General features: G+C 64.3%; 20 protein-coding genes and 1 pseudogene. 7 read left to right on the top strand and 14 right to left on the bottom strand.

Features of this window, described 5'->3' with window-relative positions; all coding sequences use genetic code 11:
- Window positions 1-45: 45 nt before the first annotated feature.
- The 5 genes from ABIE52_RS31510 to ABIE52_RS31490 all read left to right on the top strand — a co-directional run bounded on the left by ABIE52_RS31510 (window position 46) and on the right by ABIE52_RS31490 (window position 5,580).
- Entirely contained in the window at window positions 46-1,332 is a 1,287-nt protein-coding gene (locus tag ABIE52_RS31510; RefSeq protein WP_192712343.1) for a magnesium transporter MgtE N-terminal domain-containing protein, read from the top strand.
- On the top strand, window positions 1,329-1,871 hold the full coding sequence (locus tag ABIE52_RS31505; RefSeq protein WP_003945067.1) for a DUF1003 domain-containing protein: 543 nt from the start codon (window positions 1,329-1,331) through the stop codon (window positions 1,869-1,871). The genes ABIE52_RS31510 and ABIE52_RS31505 overlap by 4 nt, the downstream gene beginning before the upstream one ends.
- A 63-nt stretch (window positions 1,872-1,934) precedes the next feature.
- Window positions 1,935-3,410 (top strand): lytic transglycosylase domain-containing protein, encoded by a 1,476-nt coding sequence (locus tag ABIE52_RS31500; RefSeq protein WP_354541573.1) that lies wholly within the window; start codon window positions 1,935-1,937, stop codon window positions 3,408-3,410.
- A 145-nt stretch (window positions 3,411-3,555) separates the two neighbouring features.
- Window positions 3,556-4,419 (top strand): lytic transglycosylase domain-containing protein, encoded by an 864-nt coding sequence (locus ABIE52_RS31495; protein WP_192712342.1) that lies wholly within the window; start codon window positions 3,556-3,558, stop codon window positions 4,417-4,419.
- A 24-nt stretch (window positions 4,420-4,443) separates the two neighbouring features.
- Complete coding sequence (locus ABIE52_RS31490; protein WP_003945178.1) at window positions 4,444-5,580, top strand: Mrp/NBP35 family ATP-binding protein; 1,137 nt, start codon at window positions 4,444-4,446, stop codon at window positions 5,578-5,580.
- 64 nt (window positions 5,581-5,644) lie between these two features.
- Here the strand turns inward: ABIE52_RS31490 and tatB are convergent, their stop codons facing one another.
- The 4 genes from tatB to sigE all read right to left on the bottom strand — a co-directional run bounded on the left by tatB (window position 5,645) and on the right by sigE (window position 8,674).
- Window positions 5,645-6,037, bottom strand: coding sequence for a Sec-independent protein translocase protein TatB (tatB, locus tag ABIE52_RS31485; protein ID WP_003945177.1), 393 nt, complete (start codon window positions 6,035-6,037; stop codon window positions 5,645-5,647).
- A gap of 74 nt (window positions 6,038-6,111) precedes the next feature.
- Window positions 6,112-7,635: a trypsin-like peptidase domain-containing protein gene (locus ABIE52_RS31480; protein ID WP_370852746.1), complete on the bottom strand. Its 1,524-nt coding sequence runs from the start codon at window positions 7,633-7,635 to the stop codon at window positions 6,112-6,114.
- A gap of 30 nt (window positions 7,636-7,665) precedes the next feature.
- A complete protein-coding gene (locus tag ABIE52_RS31475) occupies window positions 7,666-8,025 on the bottom strand; it encodes a hypothetical protein (RefSeq protein ID WP_003945180.1) in 360 nt (119 codons plus the stop codon).
- Between the two features lie 52 nt (window positions 8,026-8,077).
- Window positions 8,078-8,674: an RNA polymerase sigma factor SigE gene (gene sigE / locus ABIE52_RS31470; RefSeq protein WP_192712364.1), complete on the bottom strand. Its 597-nt coding sequence runs from the start codon at window positions 8,672-8,674 to the stop codon at window positions 8,078-8,080.
- 330 nt (window positions 8,675-9,004) lie between these two features.
- On the opposite strand from sigE, the gene ABIE52_RS31465 reads away from it, so the two are divergent.
- Window positions 9,005-9,640: an O-methyltransferase gene (locus tag ABIE52_RS31465; protein ID WP_007736091.1), complete on the top strand. Its 636-nt coding sequence runs from the start codon at window positions 9,005-9,007 to the stop codon at window positions 9,638-9,640.
- Here the strand turns inward: ABIE52_RS31465 and glgC are convergent.
- Window positions 9,637-10,851, bottom strand: coding sequence for a glucose-1-phosphate adenylyltransferase (gene glgC / locus ABIE52_RS31460; protein WP_003945185.1), 1,215 nt, complete (start codon window positions 10,849-10,851; stop codon window positions 9,637-9,639). The genes ABIE52_RS31465 and glgC overlap by 4 nt on opposite strands.
- 132 nt (window positions 10,852-10,983) lie before the next feature.
- Between glgC and glgA the strand changes: the two are divergent.
- A pseudogene (glgA, locus tag ABIE52_RS31455) lies at window positions 10,984-12,157 on the top strand (glycogen synthase).
- A 6-nt stretch (window positions 12,158-12,163) separates the two neighbouring features.
- Here the strand turns inward: glgA and ABIE52_RS31450 are convergent.
- The 9 genes from ABIE52_RS31450 to ABIE52_RS31410 all read right to left on the bottom strand — a co-directional run bounded on the left by ABIE52_RS31450 (window position 12,164) and on the right by ABIE52_RS31410 (window position 19,526).
- Complete coding sequence (locus ABIE52_RS31450) at window positions 12,164-13,003, bottom strand: putative RNA methyltransferase (protein ID WP_192712341.1); 840 nt, start codon at window positions 13,001-13,003, stop codon at window positions 12,164-12,166.
- A 117-nt stretch (window positions 13,004-13,120) separates the two neighbouring features.
- Complete coding sequence (locus ABIE52_RS31445) at window positions 13,121-13,288, bottom strand: DUF3117 domain-containing protein (RefSeq protein ID WP_003945169.1); 168 nt, start codon at window positions 13,286-13,288, stop codon at window positions 13,121-13,123.
- A gap of 151 nt (window positions 13,289-13,439) precedes the next feature.
- A complete protein-coding gene (locus tag ABIE52_RS31440) occupies window positions 13,440-14,009 on the bottom strand; it encodes a DNA-3-methyladenine glycosylase I (protein ID WP_003945189.1) in 570 nt (189 codons plus the stop codon).
- Window positions 14,009-14,386, bottom strand: a complete 378-nt coding sequence (locus ABIE52_RS31435) for a DivIVA domain-containing protein (RefSeq protein ID WP_003945181.1) — start codon at window positions 14,384-14,386, stop codon at window positions 14,009-14,011. Before ABIE52_RS31435 ends, ABIE52_RS31440 begins: the two co-directional genes overlap by 1 nt.
- Before the next feature lie 32 nt (window positions 14,387-14,418).
- Window positions 14,419-15,360, bottom strand: a complete 942-nt coding sequence (locus ABIE52_RS31430; RefSeq protein WP_003945188.1) for a glucosyl-3-phosphoglycerate synthase — start codon at window positions 15,358-15,360, stop codon at window positions 14,419-14,421.
- Entirely contained in the window at window positions 15,357-16,256 is a 900-nt protein-coding gene (gene folP, locus ABIE52_RS31425) for a dihydropteroate synthase (protein WP_070161742.1), read from the bottom strand. The genes ABIE52_RS31430 and folP overlap by 4 nt, the downstream gene beginning before the upstream one ends.
- A gap of 30 nt (window positions 16,257-16,286) precedes the next feature.
- Window positions 16,287-18,059: a long-chain-acyl-CoA synthetase gene (locus tag ABIE52_RS31420; protein ID WP_003945170.1), complete on the bottom strand. Its 1,773-nt coding sequence runs from the start codon at window positions 18,057-18,059 to the stop codon at window positions 16,287-16,289.
- Window positions 18,060-18,171: 112 nt separating this feature from the next.
- Entirely contained in the window at window positions 18,172-18,729 is a 558-nt protein-coding gene (locus ABIE52_RS31415) for an LOG family protein (protein ID WP_003945191.1), read from the bottom strand.
- Window positions 18,723-19,526: an LOG family protein gene (locus ABIE52_RS31410; protein WP_192712340.1), complete on the bottom strand. Its 804-nt coding sequence runs from the start codon at window positions 19,524-19,526 to the stop codon at window positions 18,723-18,725. The genes ABIE52_RS31415 and ABIE52_RS31410 overlap by 7 nt, the downstream gene beginning before the upstream one ends.
- Window positions 19,527-19,535: the final 9 nt, after the last annotated feature.

Here is a 19,535-nt window from a genome sequence, read left to right as displayed (position 1 = left end):
GGCGCCGTTGCAGATTTTGACGCTGGACGAATTAGCCTTGCAATCATGGCAGCAGCAGGCAAGGTATTTGCAGCCAGGCTTGCCGGCCTGGTTGTACTCGGCCCGGACGGCGAATCGATCGGTCGTGTGCGCGACGTCGTCATCACGGTCCGTATCGGACGCCAGCAACCGCGGGTTCTCGGTCTGGTGATCGAAATGTTCACGCGCAAACGTATTTTCGTTCCGATGTTGCGTGTGACAGCCATCGAACCGAGTGCAGTCACCCTCACGACGGGCAACGTCAGTCTGCGGCGCTTCAACCAGCGCCCGGGCGAAGTACTCGCTCTGGCGCAGGTACTCGATTCGCATGTGCGCGTGGACGACCCGGAACTCGAGGAGCTTCACGGCGTCGACACGATAGTCGTCGATCTCGGAATCGAATCGACGCGGACGCGAGACTGGGTGGTCTCCAAGGTCGCGGTTCGCGGCCATCGCGGACGCCTCGGTCGACGCGCGGCGATTCACATCGTCGAGTGGCAGCACGTCGCCGGCCTCACCCAGAGCGATCTCTCACTCCCCGGCCAGGGCGTAGCTCACCTGCTTCTCCAGTACGAAGGCATGCGACCCGCCGATGTGGCCAACGCCATGCGCGAACTGCCGGAGAAGCGCCGCCACGAACTGGCCGTGGCGCTCGACGACGAACGCCTCGCCGACGTCGTGCAGGAACTGCCGGCGGACGACCAGACCGATCTGCTGATGCACCTGGAAGTCGAACGCGCCGCCGATCTACTCGAAGCGATGGATCCCGACGACGCCGCCGACCTGTTGGGCGAGCTGCCCGAAACCGAGGCCGAGTCACTGCTTCAGTTGATGGACCCGCAGGATTCCGAACCTGTTCGACGCCTGCTCGAGCATTCCCCGGACACTGCCGGTGGTCTGATGACGCCCGAACCGGTGGTACTGACGGCCTCGACGACGGTCGCGGAGGCCCTTGCCCGCGCCCGCAACTACGACGTGACCCCGGCGCTGTCGAGCATGGTCTTCGTCGTACGTCCGCCGACGGCGACTCCGACCGGGCGGTATCTCGGCTGCGTCCACTTGCAGAAGCTTCTCCGCGAGCCTCCCGCCAGCCTGGTAGGCGGACTACTCGACACCGACATGCCCCGGTTGGCCCCGGACGACTCGTTGGCGTCGGTCACCCGATATTTCGCGACGTACAACTTGGTATGCGGGCCGGTCGTGGACGACGAGAACCACCTGATCGGGGCCGTGACGGTCGACGACGTGCTCGATCACCTCCTGCCGGAAGACTGGCGTGAGGATTACTCCGACGACGAGGAACTACTCCGATGAGCGAACGGGCGTCGAGCACGACCGCACGGCAACGACTGGAAACGCCCCGCGGAAGCCGCCGGTTCAATCTCGATTTCGACGTCGAAGCTGTCGGGCGCGTCAGTGAACGCATCGCCCGCTTCCTCGGCACCGGGCGTTATCTCGCAATCCAGACGATCATCGTGATCGTCTGGATCCTGATCAACGTGTTCGCGGTGGCCCTGCAGTGGGACCCGTACCCGTTCATCCTGCTCAACCTGGCCTTCTCCACCCAGGCCGCCTACGCGGCGCCGCTGATCCTGCTGGCCCAGAACCGTCAGGAGAACCGCGACCGGGTCTCACTCGAGGAGGACCGCTCACGCGCCGAGCAAACCAAGGCGGATACCGAATTCCTCGCCCGAGAACTCGCAGCTCTGCGTATCGCCGTCGGCGAGGTTGCCACCCGCGACTACCTGCGACGGGAGCTCGAGGAGATCAAGTCGATCCTTGCTGCCGACGGCGAACCGACCCCGAAGAAGAAGCACCGTGACTCGAATACTGCGAAACAAAGTCACAACTAGCTGAGCGTTCGCTGAGTTTTGCTGCACGCACCGTGACCGATATGTAACGTAAGTCACAGCAATATGGATATCACGGTGGGTACTCCGGAGCGGGAGCGCCAGCAAAGGGGAATCGTGCGAGTACGCGGAATGATTGCAGCATCCACACTGGTGGGGGGACTGCTCGTCGTCACAGGTCCAGCGGCCCTCACTGCCGGAAGCGCACCGACCGGAGGGTCACAGGTTCCGATCGCACTGGCGGGCTCCGCCTCGATTGCGCAGCCGGACTCTGTCGACTTCCTCCCGACGCCCCGCACGGTCCGAACGCAAAGATCGGCCCCGCCCAGCGATACGGTCGCCGGCGCCCCGGCAGCGCCCAACGCTGCGGCCGTCGTCCTCACCTCTCTGGGCATCCCCGAGATCGTCCTGAACGCGTACCGCTCCGCGGAGCTGGTGATGATGACCGAGGCACCGGGATGCGGAATCCCCTGGCATCTTCTGGCCGGCATCGGACGCATCGAATCCGGTCACGCCAACGGCGGCAAGACGACCTCGGTGGGTACGACGGTCACCCCGATCCTCGGCCCCGTCCTCGACGGACGGCTGGCAGGCAACGAAGTCATTCGGGACACCGACAAGGGCGCAATCGACGGCGACCCCACTCACGACCGCGCCGTCGGGCCGATGCAGTTCATTCCGGCCACCTGGGCCGGATATGCCAGCGACGGCAACGGGGACGGAATCAAGGACCCCAACAACGTCTTCGATGCGGCACTCTCGGCAGCGAAGTACCTCTGCAGCGGCGGACTCAACCTGCGCGATGTCGCCCAGGAGACCAAAGCTGTTCTGCGATACAACAACTCGGCCGCTTACGCAGCAAACGTGATCATGTGGTCGACGGCATACAAGAACGGTGTCATTCCTTCCGGTCAGCTGCCGTACACCTCGGGCATCAACACCGGCAGCTCCGCGATCAACGCCGCCGCCTCGGCAGACTCCGCCGCTTCGGCCGTACTCGCCGCGGCTGCGGCTACCGATCCGGCGGCCGGCGACAAGGAATCAGCGTCGACGACGCCGACCCCGACCACCACTCCCCTCTTCCCGGGTCTGCCGGACATGCCTGCACTCTCACCCGAGATCCAGGCACTGATCCCGCCGGGCGTCATGCCGACCAGCCCCGCTCCGGGACCCAACGCCGCCCGGAACGCAGCTCCCGGTCCGATCATCCCGCTCCCCGTCCTCACCTCACGGGGTCTCGTGTGGCCGATTCTGACGGCCGAGGGATGGCGCTGGCCCGATGACATGTGTGTGATCCTTCCGGACCCCGCAGCCCTCGACGCCTTGCAGGACGGCATCCTTCTGCCGTGCACGATCCCGGGCATGGCAGTGGCCGCCACGGCACCCGCCACCACCGACGCGGCTCCCGCGGAATCCTCTCCACCCGCCGCCCCCTCTCCGGAGCCCGCACCGGCACCCGCACCCGCACCGGAGCCCGCTCCGGCCCCGGCTCCGGCATTCGTGCCGTTCTTCCCGGGCCTGCCCGGCATGCCCGCTCTGTAACCGAAAAATCACGAAAGAACAGTGCATATGCCCCAAACTGCCCTTCTAGATCACGGTTGAATAACGGAAACGCAACAAATCAGGTAGCCTCGACTCCGTCAGTTGAACGGAAAACCTCCTCGCGGAGGTTCAGGAGGCATACACAGTGGGTCGGCACAGCAAGAAGACAGATTCGCACATCCGTCGAAATTCGGTCATCGCGCTCACCGGACTCATCCCTATCGGACTCGTCACCGCAGCCAACACGGCCGGCGCCGCTCCCAAGGTCCCGTTCTTCAACACCAGCTCCGCCGAAACGGTGGACACCGCCGCACAAGCCACGCAGGAGCCGCAGGCGCAGATTCTGCCCGCCGTCGAAGCAATCGCCGAGCCGGCTCCCGCCCCCGCGCCGGAACCCGCGCCGCTGGCTCCCGTGCAGGCCACTCCCCCGCTCCCCGCGTCCATGGCCGAGGGAGCACTCGGAATCCCGAGCGTGAGCGTCGCCGCCTACCAGAACGCCGAGCGGATCCTCGCCGTCGAGAAGCCCAGCTGCAACATGCACTGGACGCTCCTCGCCGGTATCGGCCGCGTCGAATCCGGCCACGCCAACGACGGCAAGGACGCCGACGCGAACGGCAACCTCTACAAGCCCGTGATCGGCCTGCCACTCAACGGCAGCCTCCCCGGCCAGGCCGTCATCATGGACACCGACGGCGGCGCCCTCGACGGCGACACCGTCTACGACCGCGCAGTCGGCCCGATGCAGTTCATCCCGTCCACGTGGAACCAATACGCCGGTGACGGCAACGGTGACGGAATCGCCGACCCGCAGAACCTTTTCGACTCCGCACTGACCACCGGCAAGTACCTGTGCGACGGCGGACTCAACATGCAGGACGTCACGCAGGTTGCCTCCGCGATCCACCGCTACAACAACTCGGCCGCCTACGTCGCCAACGTTCTGGCCTGGTCGCTCGGGTACTCCACCGGCATCGTGCCCGCCGCATCGGACCTGCCGCGCATCCACTGACCTACCTGGACTTACCATGGAGTCATGTCTGTACTGACCGAGTCCGACGTTCGCTCCGCGCTCGCGCGAGTTCTGGACCCAGAGATCCGCAAACCCATCACCGAACTGGGGATGGTCAAGGGGATCTCCCTCTCCAGTGACAACAGCGTCGACATCGGCATCTATCTCACGACCGCCGGCTGCCCGATGCGCACCGAGATCACCGAACGCGTCACCAAGGCCGTCGCCGATGTCGCCGGGGTCGGTGCGATTCGCGTCGAACTCGACGTCATGGACGACGCTCAGCGAACCGAGCTCCGCAAGTCGCTTCGCGGTGATTCCGCCGAGCCCGTCATCCCGTTCGCCCAGCCAGGTTCACTCACCCGCGTCTACGCCGTGGCCTCCGGCAAGGGTGGCGTCGGAAAGTCCAGCGTGACAGTCAATCTCGCGGCAGCAATGGCCGCGCGCGGACTGTCCGTGGGTGTACTCGACGCGGATATCTACGGCCACTCGATCCCCCGCATGCTCGGCACCGACGCCAAGCCGACTCAGGTCGAGCGCATGATCATGCCGCCCGTCGCCCACGACGTGAAGATGATCTCCATCGCGCAGTTCACCCAGGGCAACACACCTGTCGTCTGGCGCGGACCGATGCTGCACCGCGCGCTCCAGCAGTTCCTCGCCGACGTGTTCTGGGGCGATCTGGACGTGCTGCTGCTCGATCTGCCGCCCGGCACCGGTGACATCGCCATCTCTGTGGCTCAGCTCATCCCGAGCGCCGAGATCCTGGTCGTCACCACACCGCAGCAGGCTGCTGCAGAGGTCGCCGAGCGCGCGGGCGCGATCGCCCTGCAGACCCGCCAGCGCGTCGCCGGCGTCGTCGAGAACATGTCGTGGCTCGAACTTCCCGACGGCACCCGTATGGACGTCTTCGGCGAAGGCGGCGGGCAGACCGTCTCCGATCGCCTCACGAAGGCCGTCGGAGCCAAGGTTCCGCTTCTCGGACAGATCCCGCTGGATCCGTCCGTCCGCGAGGCAGGCGACGCCGGGACGCCGATCGTCCTCAGCGCTCCCGATTCACCCGCAGCCATCGCACTCAAGGACATCGCCGACAAGTTGGCCGTCCGTCAGCGCGGGCTGGCCGGAATGTCGCTCGGTATCAACACGGTTCGCAACCTGTAGAACCCACTCATACGGAAGGGCGCCTGTCACCGATCGGTGACAGGCGCCCTTGCGTATGTCGAATCTAGGTTGCGTCGAAGTCCACAGGAGGACGTTCGCCGGCGGTGAGTGGCTTGTCCTTCGACAGCGTCTTCGGCTCCTGCACTCCGCTCTGCGGCTTCTTGTCGAAGTTGCCCGTGAAGATGGAGTCGTCGCCGTCGAGGAGGTGCTGGGTGATCACAGCGCGCGGCGTCATTCCGCGCAGCTTGTTCAGATCTGCGAGCGGTTTACGCAGATCCTCGAAATCGGTGCCCAGTTCTTCCTTGAGCTGATTGGAAGCGCCCGAAGCATATTCGCGCACCTGCCTCAGGGATTTCGTGACCCAGGAGACCGCACCAGGAAGCCGCTCAGGTCCCAAGATGACCAGAGCCGCTACGAGGAGGATCATGAACTCGCCCCAACCGATGTTGCCAAACACAGGGTCAGCCTACTGTGTGCTCGCTCGGTGCGCGCATGTCCGGATCAACCTCACAGGAAGATCGCAGGGTCCGATCAGTCCGACACCGGCGTGACCGAAATGTCGACCTGCCGTCCGTCGCGGATCAACTGAACGTTGACGGGTTGGTCGACGGTCGTCGCGTTGACCGCAACCACCAATTCGTCGGCGCTTGTCACCGGTCGGTCACCGACCTTGACGATGACGTCACCCTCGACGATCCCCGCACGTTGCGCTGGGCTGCCGTCGCGCACGTTGGCCACCGCAGCACCACTGGTCGCGTCGTTGACCGCGGTGCGTGCATTCACGCCGATGTCGGGGTGATGAACCTTGCCGTCGCGAATGATGGTCTGCGCCACCTCGGTCACCGTGTCGATCGGAATCGCGAAGCCGAGCCCGACCGAACCGCCGGACTCACTGAGCATTGCGGTGTTGATGCCGATGACGCGGGCTTCGTCGTCGACGAGCGCACCACCGGAGTTGCCGTGGTTGATCGCCGCGTCGGTCTGGACGGCGTCGATGACGGCGTTGGTGTCGGTGCCTTCACCCGACAACCGCAGAGGCCGGTTCAGTGCACTGACGATTCCGCGGGTGACGGTCTTGCTCAATCCGAGCGGTGAGCCGACGGCGACGACGTCGTCGCCCACCTGAACATCCTCGGATTTTCCGAGCTGAGCGACCGTCAGATTGTTCGCCGACACCTTGAGCACTGCGAGGTCTGTCTTGACGTCACGTCCGACGATCTGGGCGTCGGTCTTGGTTCCGTCGGAGAAGATCACCTGGATCTTCGCGTCCTGAGCGGGCGGAACGGCCGAGGAGATCACGTGGTTGTTGGTGACGATGTATCCGGCGCCGTCGATGACCACACCGGAACCCGTGCTGCCCTGGTCGCCGACGGCGACCTGAATCGACACCACTGATGGCAGTACCGCGTCGGCGACCTTCGCCACCTGAGACTCCGGCTGTTCCCCACCGCCGGATTGAACGAGCGTGACACGTGAGCTGGTGAGTGAACTGCGATCGGCAGTGATGACAGTGGCAAGCAACCCACCGACAAGAGCGATGACAAGCGCCATGCCCGCAAGCGCGGCCAGTGCCGAGGGGGCGACCTTGCGACCGAACAACAGCTCACGCACGTCGAGTTTCTGGGCGGGAGGCAACTGCACCGGCGCCTCGGACTCTGCGGGCTTGCCCAGCGAGACGGCGGATTCAGGATCACGCCACGGATCACGCGGCGGTTCTTCGTCGGGCGTGTTGTTCGCCGTCGCATCGGGATCGCGACCGATCGACTCGGTGGCGTCTGCGGGTCGACCGAACGCTTCGGCCAGAACCGGGTCCGGAGTCCCGATCACGACATCGGAGGACGGAGTCGATCGCGCGGCCACCGGAGTGAACGAGCCCTCGACTCCACTCGGCCGACCGAACACCTGGCGCGAGGCCGGATCGATCTGGGGTCGATAGACCGGACGGGGGTCGAGAACCGGCGCATCTGCCGGTCTGTCCACCGAACCGTTTGCCGAAGAATCCGAACTCACTCCGGAGTGCCCCCTTTTTCCGTCAGTCACATGGTCCAGTATCACTGATCCGCGCCGGGAAGCTGGCGCGCGGCGTCATTTGCGCCAGCGACGGGACAACCTCTTGCTGATGGTGGAGAAGCCGGCGGGTTGATTACCGACGGAACTGTCGGCGTTTTCCGAATTCGGCCCGGTAGTCGGACTGTTGCACGAAGGAATCTGGCTGAGAAGTCCCACCAGGGACAACGGCATCGTCATCTCGCCGCTTCGACGCAGCGCACCACGTGCCTGCTGCTGAGCATCGACGGCCGCAGCGCACTCGGCGCAGATCGAGATGTGATGCGAGGCCCGCAAGTAGGCCTGCATTCGGAGTTCTCCGTCGACGTAGGCAGCGATTGCCTCGCTGGCCAGATGTTCGGTCGAACCGAACTGGCGATGTGCCCGCGCCTCCGTCATTCGTCCCTCCAGGTGATTGACCACGTCCCGCTCTGTAGCTCGAACCCGACCGTCAGAAACCGACGGGTTCGGATTCGGCTGCGCGCTGCGCTGCCAGATGATCACGAATCGCCTGTCGCCCACGATGGATACGGCTACGAACCGTTCCGAGCTTCACTCCCAGTGTGGCACCGATTTCCTCGTACGACAGACCTTCGATGTCACAGAGCACGACAGCGGCACGAAATTCAGGTGCGAGTGAGTCCAGTGCGGCCTGCAGACCTGCGTCGAGGCGCGCGTCGTGGTAGATCTGCTCGGGGTCCGGACCGGGCGAGGGAACGCGGTCGTAGTCCTCGGGCAGCGCTTCCATACGGATGCGATTGCGTCGGCGAACCATGTCGAGGAACAGGTTTGTGGTGATGCGGTGCAACCAGCCCTCGAAAGTTCCGGGCTGATAATCGGAGAGCGAGCGGAACACCCGGATGAAGGTGTCCTGCGTCAAGTCCTCGGCGTCCTGGGCATCGCCTGACAACCGGTAGGCCAGGCGGTACACCCGGTCACCGTGCTGACGCACGAGTTCGTCCCAAGACGGCATGGAGGACTTCTCACCAGTTGCATCGAACACAGCAGTGCCGATCAATTCGGAATCCACAGCCGATTCCGTCGTCAAAACTTCCGACTCTCGAGGGCGAGGCTCGTCGTTGACCTGGTAAATAAGTTGATCCTCCTGCTCGGGATCGCGTAGTTCGATCACCGCGTTGTCCGAATCACGTGATGCGCGATATTCGGGAGAACCAGCCGTTGCTGTGATTTGTTCCCGATCACCGAGCTGCGAAAGACCAACTTGGTAGAAATCGATACCGCCGTGCGATCTTCGATCCGGCGATGTATACACCTTTTCTCATCGCGGTGTGCACGCCATATGAGGAGCCTGAGGGATTCCTGAGAATCCTGGTGACTGCGCGCCTTGCAGCGACAATCCGAACCGCCCGATAACCTCATGAGCGTGACCCACGCCGAACAGATACTCCGCCACGTCGAGGACGTAGTTTCCGAGGACGAGATTTTGACCGCGGCGCGAGATCGAGCGCTGGATCTCGGAGCCCATCCGGTGACGCCCGCCGTCGGCGCGACCCTCGCGATGTTCGCGAGAATGCTCGACGCGAAGACGGCCGTCGAGGTAGGTACCGGAGCCGGCGTGAGCAGCCTGTGGCTTCTGCACGGCATGCGCGACGACGGCGTCCTGACCACGATCGACAGCGAACCCGAACATCAACGAGCAGCCAAGCTGACCTTCCGCGAAAGCGGAATCGCTCCGGCACGCACTCGCCTCATCAACGGACGGGCTCTCGACGTGCTTCCCCGGCTCGCGGACGGCGGCTACGACCTGGTGTTCGTCGACTGCGCCGCGATCGACCACCCGCACTACGTCCGCGAAGGTGTCCGCCTGCTGCGCTCCGGCGGTGTCATCGTTCTGCACAACGCCCTGGCCGACGGCCGCGTTGCCGACAGCTCCGCACGCGACGCGACAACGGTTGCGGTCCGAGAAGCGGCAAAGGCCGTGACCGAGGACGAGCGACTCATTCGAGTCCTCCTCCCCCTCGGTGACGGCCTCCTCTGCGCGAGCAAGCTCTAGATCCAGACGCCCTTACCGATGGCGACGACGCCACCCTGACTGACGGCAAATCGTTCGCGGTCACGTTCGAGATCGACGCCGATGATTTCGCCGTCACCGACGACGACGTTCTTGTCGAGGATCGCTCGCCGTACGACGGCACCCTTGCCGATGCGCACACCCGGCATCAGCACGCTGCCCTCGACGGTCGCACCGTCCTCGATCATCACGTTGGAACTGAGTACCGAATTGCGCACGGTCGCCGCGGACAGGATCGACCCCGCACCGACGACCGATTCCTGCGCGAGTCCGCCCTTCACGAACTTTGCGGGCGCGAGATTCTCGGTGGCGCCGCGGATGGGCCAGCGACGGTTGTAGAGATTGAAGATCGGGTGCACCGACACCAGGTCCATGTGAGCGTCGTAGAAGGCGTCGAGGGTACCGACGTCACGCCAGTAGCCGCGGTCTCGATCGGTGGCGCCGGGAACGACGTTGTCCTTGAAGTCGTAGACCGACGCCTCACCCGCGGCGACCAAGGCGGGAATGATGTCTCCGCCCATGTCGTGGTCGGAATCGGAGTTCTCGGAATCAGCGCGGATGGCGTCCACGAGCACCTTGGTGGTGAACACATAGTTACCCATGGACGCGAACGTGGAATTGGGGTCGTCCGGTGTGCCGGGAGGATGGGCGGGCTTTTCCAGGAACTGGGTGATGCGTCCGGACTCGTCACTGTCGATGCAGCCGAAAGCAAAAGCCTCACTTCGCGGTACACGAATACCCGCGACCGTCACGCCTGCCCCGGATTCGATGTGGTGCTGAACCATCTGTTCCGGATCCATCCGGTACACGTGGTCGGCACCGAAAACCACGATGTACTCGGGGTCCTCGTCGTAAACGAGATTGAGCGACTGCAGGATTGCGTCGGCGCTGCCGGTGTACCAGCGCGGCCCGAGCCGCTGCTGGGCCGGGACCGGGGTGATGTACTCACCCGCGAACCCGGACAACCGCCACGTCTGCGAAATGTGGCGGTCGAGTGAATGTGACTTGTATTGCGTCAACACACAAATACGCAGATATCCCGCGTTGACAAGGTTGCTCAACACGAAGTCGATAAGTCGATATGCACCTCCGAAGGGCACTGCGGGCTTCGCTCTGTCCGCGGTCAGCGGATACAAGCGTTTGCCCTCGCCCCCGGCGAGCACGATTCCAAGCACATGCGGCTGGCTTCTCACACCGCTAACCTATCCGCACTGGTGAACTCCCGCTAGCGAAGCAGTCCGAGAGGTCCGATCGTGTCCCCCTCCGAACGGTCGGGGATAACGTGATCGGTAGCCGGATCGACCACGGGCGGTTAGGTTTAGCGCGTGCGAGTCGCGATGATGACCAAGGAATACCCGCCGGAGATCTACGGCGGCGCAGGAGTACACGTAACCGAGCTCGTCGCTCAGATGAAACGGCTGTGCGAGGTCGACGTGCACTGCATGGGCGCCCCGCGCGAAGGCGCGATCGTCCACTCTCCCGACCCCGCTCTCGCCGGATCCAACCCGGCCCCTGACGACGCTCTCCACCGAACTGCGCATGGCGGACGCCGCGGCCGGTGTCGACATCGTCCACTCCCACACCTGGTACACCGGACTGGCCGGGCATCTCGCGTCGGCTCTCTACGACGTGCCGCACATCCTCACCGCGCACTCACTCGAGCCCAGACGCCCGTGGAAGGCCGAACAGCTAGGCGGCGGCTATCGGATCTCGTCGTGGTCCGAACGCAACGCCGTCGAGCACGCAGACGCGATCATCGCCGTCAGTTCCGGTATGCGACTCGACGTCCTCGACGCGTACCCCGCTGTCGATCCGAGTCGCGTTCACGTAGTCCGCAACGGAATCGACACCGAGGTATGGCATCCCGGGGGATCTGCGCCGGGAGCACAGTCCGCACTCGCGTCGATCGGCGTCGACCCGGCAAAACCCATCGTGGCCTTTGTCGGACGCATCACGAGGCAGAAGGGCGTCGGGCACCTCGTCGCGGCAGCCCACCACTTCGACCCGGAGATTCAGCTCGTGCTTTGCGCCGGCGCTCCCGATACGCCGGAGATCGCCGCCGAGACGGAGAAGGCGGTGGCCGAACTCGCCCGGCACCGGGGCAATGTCTACTGGGTGCGCGAGATGCTCCCGACCGAGCAGATCAGGGAAATACTTTCGGCAGCAACGGTATTCGTCTGCCCTTCGGTGTACGAACCCCTCGGGATCGTCAATCTCGAAGCCATGGCGTGTGAGACCGCCGTGGTCGCTTCCGACGTCGGCGGCATCCCCGAGGTGGTCGCCGACGGCGTCACCGGTCGACTCGTGCACTACAACGCCTACGAGCCGAACGCATTCGAGGAATCGCTCGCGGCCACCGTCAATGCCGTTGTCGCCGACCGAGAAGGCGCCGACGCGATGGGTCGTGCGGGCAGGATCCGTGCGATCGACGAGTTCTCCTGGGCCGAAATCGCCAAGCAGACGCTCGAGGTCTACGCGGACGCCGTCACGAGACGCTGATCCGCGTCAGATCTTGCGATAGGTCGAGACCGTCGCCGACGCGGTGACGGTGCTCGGCTGCGGCAGCTTCGCCACGGCGGCAGCCAGATCAGCGGGCGTCAGGTGTCTCGCCGACGGTCCCATCCCCACCAAGTCGAGGACGTCCTGGTGTGAGAGTGACATCGTGAACTCGACCTCGTCGCTACTCACACGCTCGAAGTATCCGGCCATCGACGATTCGAGACGTTCCACTTTGCGGTCGTCGACCCGGACCATCGCGAGAATGTCGATCAGCTCGCGCAGATGCCTGTCGGTGGGCGTCAGGACCACCAGAACTCCGTCTTCGGCGAGAACTCGATGGGACTGCGGACCGTTACGAGGAGCAAACACACAGAGCACGTGAGAGAGCGCTGCGTCGCGAATGGGTAGTGGTTGCCAGACGTCTGCGACGATCGAACCGATTCTTTCGTGGACCTTCGCGGCACGCCGGGCCGCGAACTTGGACACGTCCAACGCTATCGCCCGAGAATCAGGCAGCGAATCCACGACGTGTGCGAGGTATTGTCCTGTGCCTGCGCCGATTTCGACGATCCGCGCGGGGTCCGACCCCGCCGTCGTCGCGCAGGCCCGGGTGACGGCATCCATCAGCGGGCCGAAGTGGCCGGCGCCGAGCAATCGTGCACGCGCGGCAATCATCTCGGCACTGTCGCCGGTGAACTTCGTGGCACCGCCACTGATCAGGCTCACGTAACCCTGACGAGCGATATCGAATCGATGTCCGCGGTCGCACTCGGTGGCGCCGTCCACCAATTCCAGATCAGCAGCACACTGCGGGCAGGACAGAAGATCGATCACGGCGGCAAGCATTGATCCGTCCTTTCGGCTACCGGCGGTGCGCACACACTTCAGGCCCCGTACCGAAACGGATACGGAGCCTGCGTGCAATCACGTGCTGTTGTTCGTACTGCTACAACCTGGACCCGACTAGCTGGTGACGTTCGTGAGTTCCACACCGAGCGCTGCAGCTTCATCCGGGGTCAGCTCGACGACGAGGCGTCCGCCACCCTCGAGTGGAACCCGCATGACGATTCCTCGTCCCTCTTTGGTTGCTTCGAGGGGACCGTCCCCGGTCCGGGGCTTCATGGCCGCCATCCTCTGCTCCCTCCAGATCTGCGCTGCATTGCTCTGCGCCTCGACTAACGGTGCGCCCCGCCAACAATCAGCGAGGCTCGTACCCTCCATTGTTCCCTATGGATGCGGGAACCGGGAATCTGAGTCACATTTAGGGGTGTTCAGTCGTCCGTCACACCTGCGCCGGAACCCAGCAATCAGCCACGTGATCATCGACCATTCCGGTGGCCTGCATGAGCGCATAAGCCGTGGTAGGACCCACAAACTTGAACCCGCGCCGCTTGAGTTCCTTAGCCATGGCAGTCGACTCGGGAGTGACCGCGGGAACCTCTGCAATTGATGTCAGTCTTCTGGTGCGTCGAGGCGGCGAGAACGACCAGAGTAACGAATCGAGGTCCAGATCGGGCGAATTCACGAGCACTCGGGCGTTGGAAATCGTCGCCTCGATCTTCGCGCGATTGCGGACGATCGCGGCATCGGAGAGCAATCTCTCGACATCCGCAACTCCGTACGCTGCGACCTTGTCCGGATCGAACCCGTCGAAGGCTTCGCGGAACGCCTCGCGTTTGCGCAGAATCGTGATCCACGAAAGTCCCGATTGGAATGCTTCGAGGGCGAGTCGTTCGAACAGTTCGTCGCGCCCGTGCAGCGGACGCCCCCACTCCTCGTCGTGATAGTCGCGGTAGAGCGTGTCGCCGGGCGTCTCGACCACCCAGCCGCACCGAACGAGTCCGTCGGCCATCAGCCCTGGGAATCCTTCGATTCGGATACGGTCTCAGGCTCCTCCTGCGATGCTTCGGCCTTGGCCGGAGCATCCGCTTTCACCAGGACCTCAGACCGCTCGTCACGGCCCAGTTGTGCACGCAGAGAATCGATTTCCAACCCGAGGCGATGCAGGGCCCAATCCACTTCACTCGCCTTGTAGCCACGCAGCACCTGCTGAAAACGCAGCGCGTCGACATCCGCCCCGGTGACGTCCTCTGCCGGGAGTACGGTCGCCGTCGTGCCAGGAGGCAGCGGCGGCAGCTCTTCCGAGCGCCCGAACACAGCGCTGGCGGCGAGGAAGATCATCGCGCCGACCAGAGCCATGACAATCAGGTACAGGAGGATCGTCATCATGGACCGATACTCCCATACCCGAGTGTGAGCGGTCAGACCCCCGCGGTGCGCACTATCGAATTCATCGGGGGTCGATCGAGTAGCGAAACCTCGGTGGTCTCGGGCACGAAAGAATCGCCGTCGACCAGGAATTGGGTCAACCCGGCACCCGAATCCTCGATCCCGCACCGCCTGAGCATCGTTCCGATGATCTGCCGGCTCATCACGCCGAGGTCGGCGAGCGGCCGGTTGCGATGCTTGCGCACGCCGAGATTGACCTGACCGATCGCCGCCAGCCCCAACGTGTCGTACGTGTCGAGCAGCAAACCGATCTCGACGCCGTAGCCGGGCGCGAACGGGACAGCGGACAGCAGCTCACGGGTGCCCGCGTATTCACCGCCAAGCGGTTGCAGTACCGACGTGAGTTCCGGCCGCAGCGCGGCCAACATGGGCCGCGCAACCAATTCCGTGACTCGCCCGCCGCCGTTGGCATCCTCCGTGCCGCTCACGCGCAGCGGACGGCGGTAGTAGCCCTTCACCAGATGGATGCCGTCAACCGTGAGCAGTGGCCCCAGCAGTTTGGGCACGAACGCCGGATCGGGATTGATGAGATCGGAGTCGACGAATGCGATCAGATCACCGGTCGTTGCGGCGACCGAACGCCAGAGCACCTCACCTTTGCCCGCAGTCGGCGGGATGGACGGGACCGCGCTCTCACGACTGATCACCGTTGCTCCAGCAGCGCGAGCACGCTCGGCGGTTCTGTCGGTCGAACCGGAATCGAGAACGATCAACTCGTCGACCAGGCCACCGAGCAACGGATGAATGGTGTCGACCACCGCGGCAACGGTGTCCTCTTCGTTGAGTGCGGGCAACACCACCGAGACGGTTCGGCCACCCTTCGCCCGTTCGAGCTCGGCGACCGTCCAACTCGGATGGTCCCAACTGTTGGCGTCTGCCCATACGCGGGTCGGGCCCGCACCGGTGATGCTCATGCCAGACCTCGAACCGTACGTACCGGGGCACGGCGTCCCTGGATCGCGGCCACCATGTCGACGACTCGACGGGTGGACGCCACCTCGTGAACACGGAACACCCGGGCGCCGCCCGCCGCGGCCATTGCTGTCGCTGCCAATGTTCCCTCCAACCTCTCGGAAAGCTCCACACCAAGAGTCTCCCCGATGAAGTCCTTATTACTCAGCGCCATCAGCACTGGCCACCCGGTGTTTACAAGAACGTCCACTTTCCGCAACAACTCGAGCCCGTGGAAGGTGTTCTTACCGAAATCGTGGGTGGGATCGATCAGGATCGCGTCACGCGGAACCCCGAGTGCCAGGGCGCGCTCTGCCGCCGACACGACCTCGGTGACCACATCTGCGACGACGTCGTCGTAGCGGACACGATGCGGGCGGGTGCGCGGAACCGCGCCACCCGTGTGCGAGCAGACGATCCCGGCACCAGTCTCGGCAGCAACCAGGACGAGGTCGGGATCCGCACCCGCCCACGTGTCGTTGATCAGGTCGGCGCCTTCGGCGCGTGCCAACCGCGCGACGCCGCTCCGCCAGGTGTCGACGCTGATGATCAGCTCGGGGTACTTGGCTCTGATCGCGGCGACGAACGGAACGACTCGCCTGACCTCTTCGTCGGCGTCGACGAGGTCGCCGGGCCCAGCTTTCACTCCCCCGATGTCCACCAGATCGGCGCCCTCGTCGACGGCCCTGTCGACGGCGGCCATCGCTGCCGAATCCGAGAACGTCGCGCCCTGGTCGTAGAAGGAATCGGGAGTGCGGTTGACGATGGCCATCACCAGTGCACGGTCGACCGCGACTCGACGCCCACACAGGGTGGGCGCCGGACCTGGCTGCGCGGTAGAACCGGGGAGTGAAGACATGCCACTCATACTGGCATGACGGAACTCGGTCTAGCCCTTGGGTACCGAGCCCGCCGCGACCTTTCCGACGTATTCGTCGTACGAGTCCACGTAACCACCCTCACGGCCTTCGAGAACGTGCAGAGTGTCGGCGCCGACGTCGTAGCCCTCGTTGCGCAATTCCACCTTGCGCGACTTGAAAGTGCTGGTGTGTTCGAGTGAGTCGACGATGCGGATGAACAGCGGGACCGCGTAGTTGGGGAGCTTGCCGTAGAGGTGTGCCGCGACTTCACTTCCCTCCAAGCTTTGACCGTCCCGCAGCTTGACCGCCGCCATGCCCGCGCGACCGTCGGTGCCCGGAATCTCGACGCCGTAGACAACTGCTTCCTCGACGGCCGGGTGCGAACTCAGCGCGCCCTCGACCTCCGTGGTGGCGACGTTCTCTCCCTTCCAACGGAAGGTGTCGCCGAGGCGGTCGACGAAGGCGACGTGGCCCCATCCCTGCTTGCGCACCAGGTCTCCGGTGTCGAACCAGGTGTCGTCGTCCTTGAATCCGCCGCGTACCAGTTTGCTGTTGCTCGCCGCTTCGTCGGTGTAACCGTCGAAAGGCGCCCGGTCGGTGACCTTCGACAGCAGGAGTCCGACCTGACCCGTGGAAACCTTGCGGAGTCGACCGTCGGCTCCACGCAACGCTTTTCCGGTGTCCTCGTCGAACTCCACGACGGCGTGCGGCAACGGGCAGATGCCTGCTGTCTTGTCGACGTTGAGTGCGTTGACGAACGCGATGTTGCATTCGCTCGCACCGTAGAACTCGGCGACGCGGGGTATGCCGAACCGCTGGGTGAATTCGGCCCAGATCTCAGGGCGCAGACCGTTACCCACCATCAGCCGAACAGCATTGTCGCTGTCGGTCGGCTTGACCGGCTGGTTGAGCAGATAGCGGCACAGTTCGCCGATGTAGGTGAACGCGGTCGCCTTGTTCAGTGCGATGTCGTCCCAGAACCGCGAGGCCGAGAACTGACGTCCGATCGCGATTGTCGCACCGGACGCGAGCACCGAGGACAGCGAGACCGTCAACGCGTTGTTGTGGTAGAGCGGCAGGCAGCAGTACAGGGTGTCCGAGCCGCGCAAGCGCACGCCCATCAACCCGAGCCCCGACATCGACTTCAACCAACGGAAGTGAGTCATCAAGCTGGCCTTGGGCATTCCGGTGGTGCCCGAGGTGAAGATGTAGAACGCCTTCTCCTTTGCCAGCACCTCGGCGGTGACCGCGGGGTTGGACGGATCAGCCGTCTTCGCCAGATCCGCGAGTTCGCTGACGAGAAGTTGGTTCGGTCCGCTAAATCCGGCGGGCAACGATTCGAGGGCTTCTTCGCACTCGTCGGCGACCACCAGGACGCGCGCATCGAGGAGCGTAAGGCTGTGTGCCAGAACGTCGTCGCGCTGGTTGTAGTTCAGCATGCCCGCTGCCGCGCCGAGTTTTACCGCGGCCAAGGCGATCAGCAGCGCTTCGGGAGTGTTCTTTGCCAGCACTCCGACGACGTCTCCGCGGTCGACTCCTCGACCACGGAGAACGTCCGCGTAGCGGTTCACCAGTTCGTTGGCCTCCGCGTAACTGGTCGCGTGGCCCTCGAACCGGATGAACGGGCGCGACGGGTGCGCGTGCGCGGCCTTCTGGAAGATCAACCCGATCGATTCCTTGGCCGAAGGCTTACGGGTGAGCCCGGCGGCCCCCCGCGCCAGGATCGGCACCTCGGTGATCATCGACGGCAGTTTTGCCGCCAGATCGAGCAGGCCGACGGTCGAACGGGCTTCCGAACTCATGGCTCCCCTAACACGTATCCGGCGCCCATTCGGCCGCCCAGTCTGCGGCCACCTTACTGCACGGTAATAAAGCCCGCCATGCCCCAGGTCAGGGTTTCACGCACGCGTCTGATCAGGATTTGACGCACGCGTCGAGCGCGGCCTCGACGTCCGTCCTCACCAGCAGAGTGTCCAGCGCCTGACGCCCGACGAAGCCGGTCCCGTCGAGCTTGTTCAACCACTCGAGCAGGCCGGTGAAGTGGCCGACGGGATCGAGCATCACGACAGGTTTCTCGTGCATTCCCAGGTAGCCGGCTGTCCACGTCTCGAACAACTCTTCCAGCGTCCCGATTCCGCCGGGCAGCGTGATGAACGCGTCGGCGTGGTCTTCCATCAGCTTCTTGCGTTCGCGCATGGTGTCCGTGACGATCAGTTCGTCGGCGTCAACGTCGGCAACTTCCTTGTGCACCAAGGCTTTCGGGATGACGCCGACGGTCCAGGCACCCGCCGCGCGAGCGGACTCGGCGACAGCGCCCATCATCGACACGTTGCCACCGCCCGAGACCAACTGCCATCCGCGTCGACCGATCGCGGTTCCCACCTCGGCAGCCAACGCCAGGAACGATTCGTCCACCGGCCCCGACGCGCAGTAGACGCAGATCGAGTACTTTTTGTCGGAATCGGTCACCATTCTTCTTCTTTCCCCAGATCTGCGGCCTCGTCGACGCCCTTGTCGGCGTTGTGGACGATTCGTACTGCTTCTTCCACGCTGTCGGTGACGTGCAGCAGATTCACGTCACCTCCGGAAATCTTGCCGTCCCGCTCGAGGGTGCCGCGAATCCAGTCGACGAGTCCGGACCAGTACTCGGTTCCGAACAGGACGATCGGGAAGCGCGTGACCTTGTGGGTCTGGACCAGGGTGAGTGCCTCGAACAGCTCGTCGAGTGTTCCGAAGCCGCCGGGCAGGCAGATGAATGCCTGGGAGTACTTCACGAACATCGTCTTGCGTGCGAAGAAGTACCGGAAGTTGATTCCGAGATCCACCCACTCGTTGAGTCCCTGCTCGAACGGCAACTCGATGCCGAGGCCGATCGAGTATCCGCCGGCCTCGCTGCAACCGCGGTTGGCAGCTTCCATCACCCCTGGCCCACCACCAGTGATGACGGCGTACCCGGCCTCGGCCAACGCCGTTCCCAGCTCGCGCCCGGATTGGTACTCGGGATGATCGACCGTGGTGCGGGCCGAACCGAACACCGTCACCGCACGCGGGACCTCGGCGAGTGCGCCGAAACCTTCGATGAATTCGCTCTGGATACGCAGCACACGCCACGGATCGGTGTGTACCCAATCCGTGGGTCCGCGCTTGTCGAGCAAGCGCTGATCCGTCGTGGTCTTCTCGTCCTTGCGCTTACGTCGAAGCTGAACCGGCCCGCGGTGCTTGATCGACGAGCTCTGCTTCTTCGAAGCCGAATTCTTCTCTGGTGCCATGCGGCAAGG

This window comes from Rhodococcus sp. OAS809, assembly GCF_040546695.1.
GTDB lineage: Bacteria > Actinomycetota > Actinomycetes > Mycobacteriales > Mycobacteriaceae > Rhodococcus_F > Rhodococcus_F qingshengii.
The sequence above is the reverse complement of the archived record's forward strand: the minus strand, read 5'-3'. Positions and strand labels throughout refer to the sequence as shown.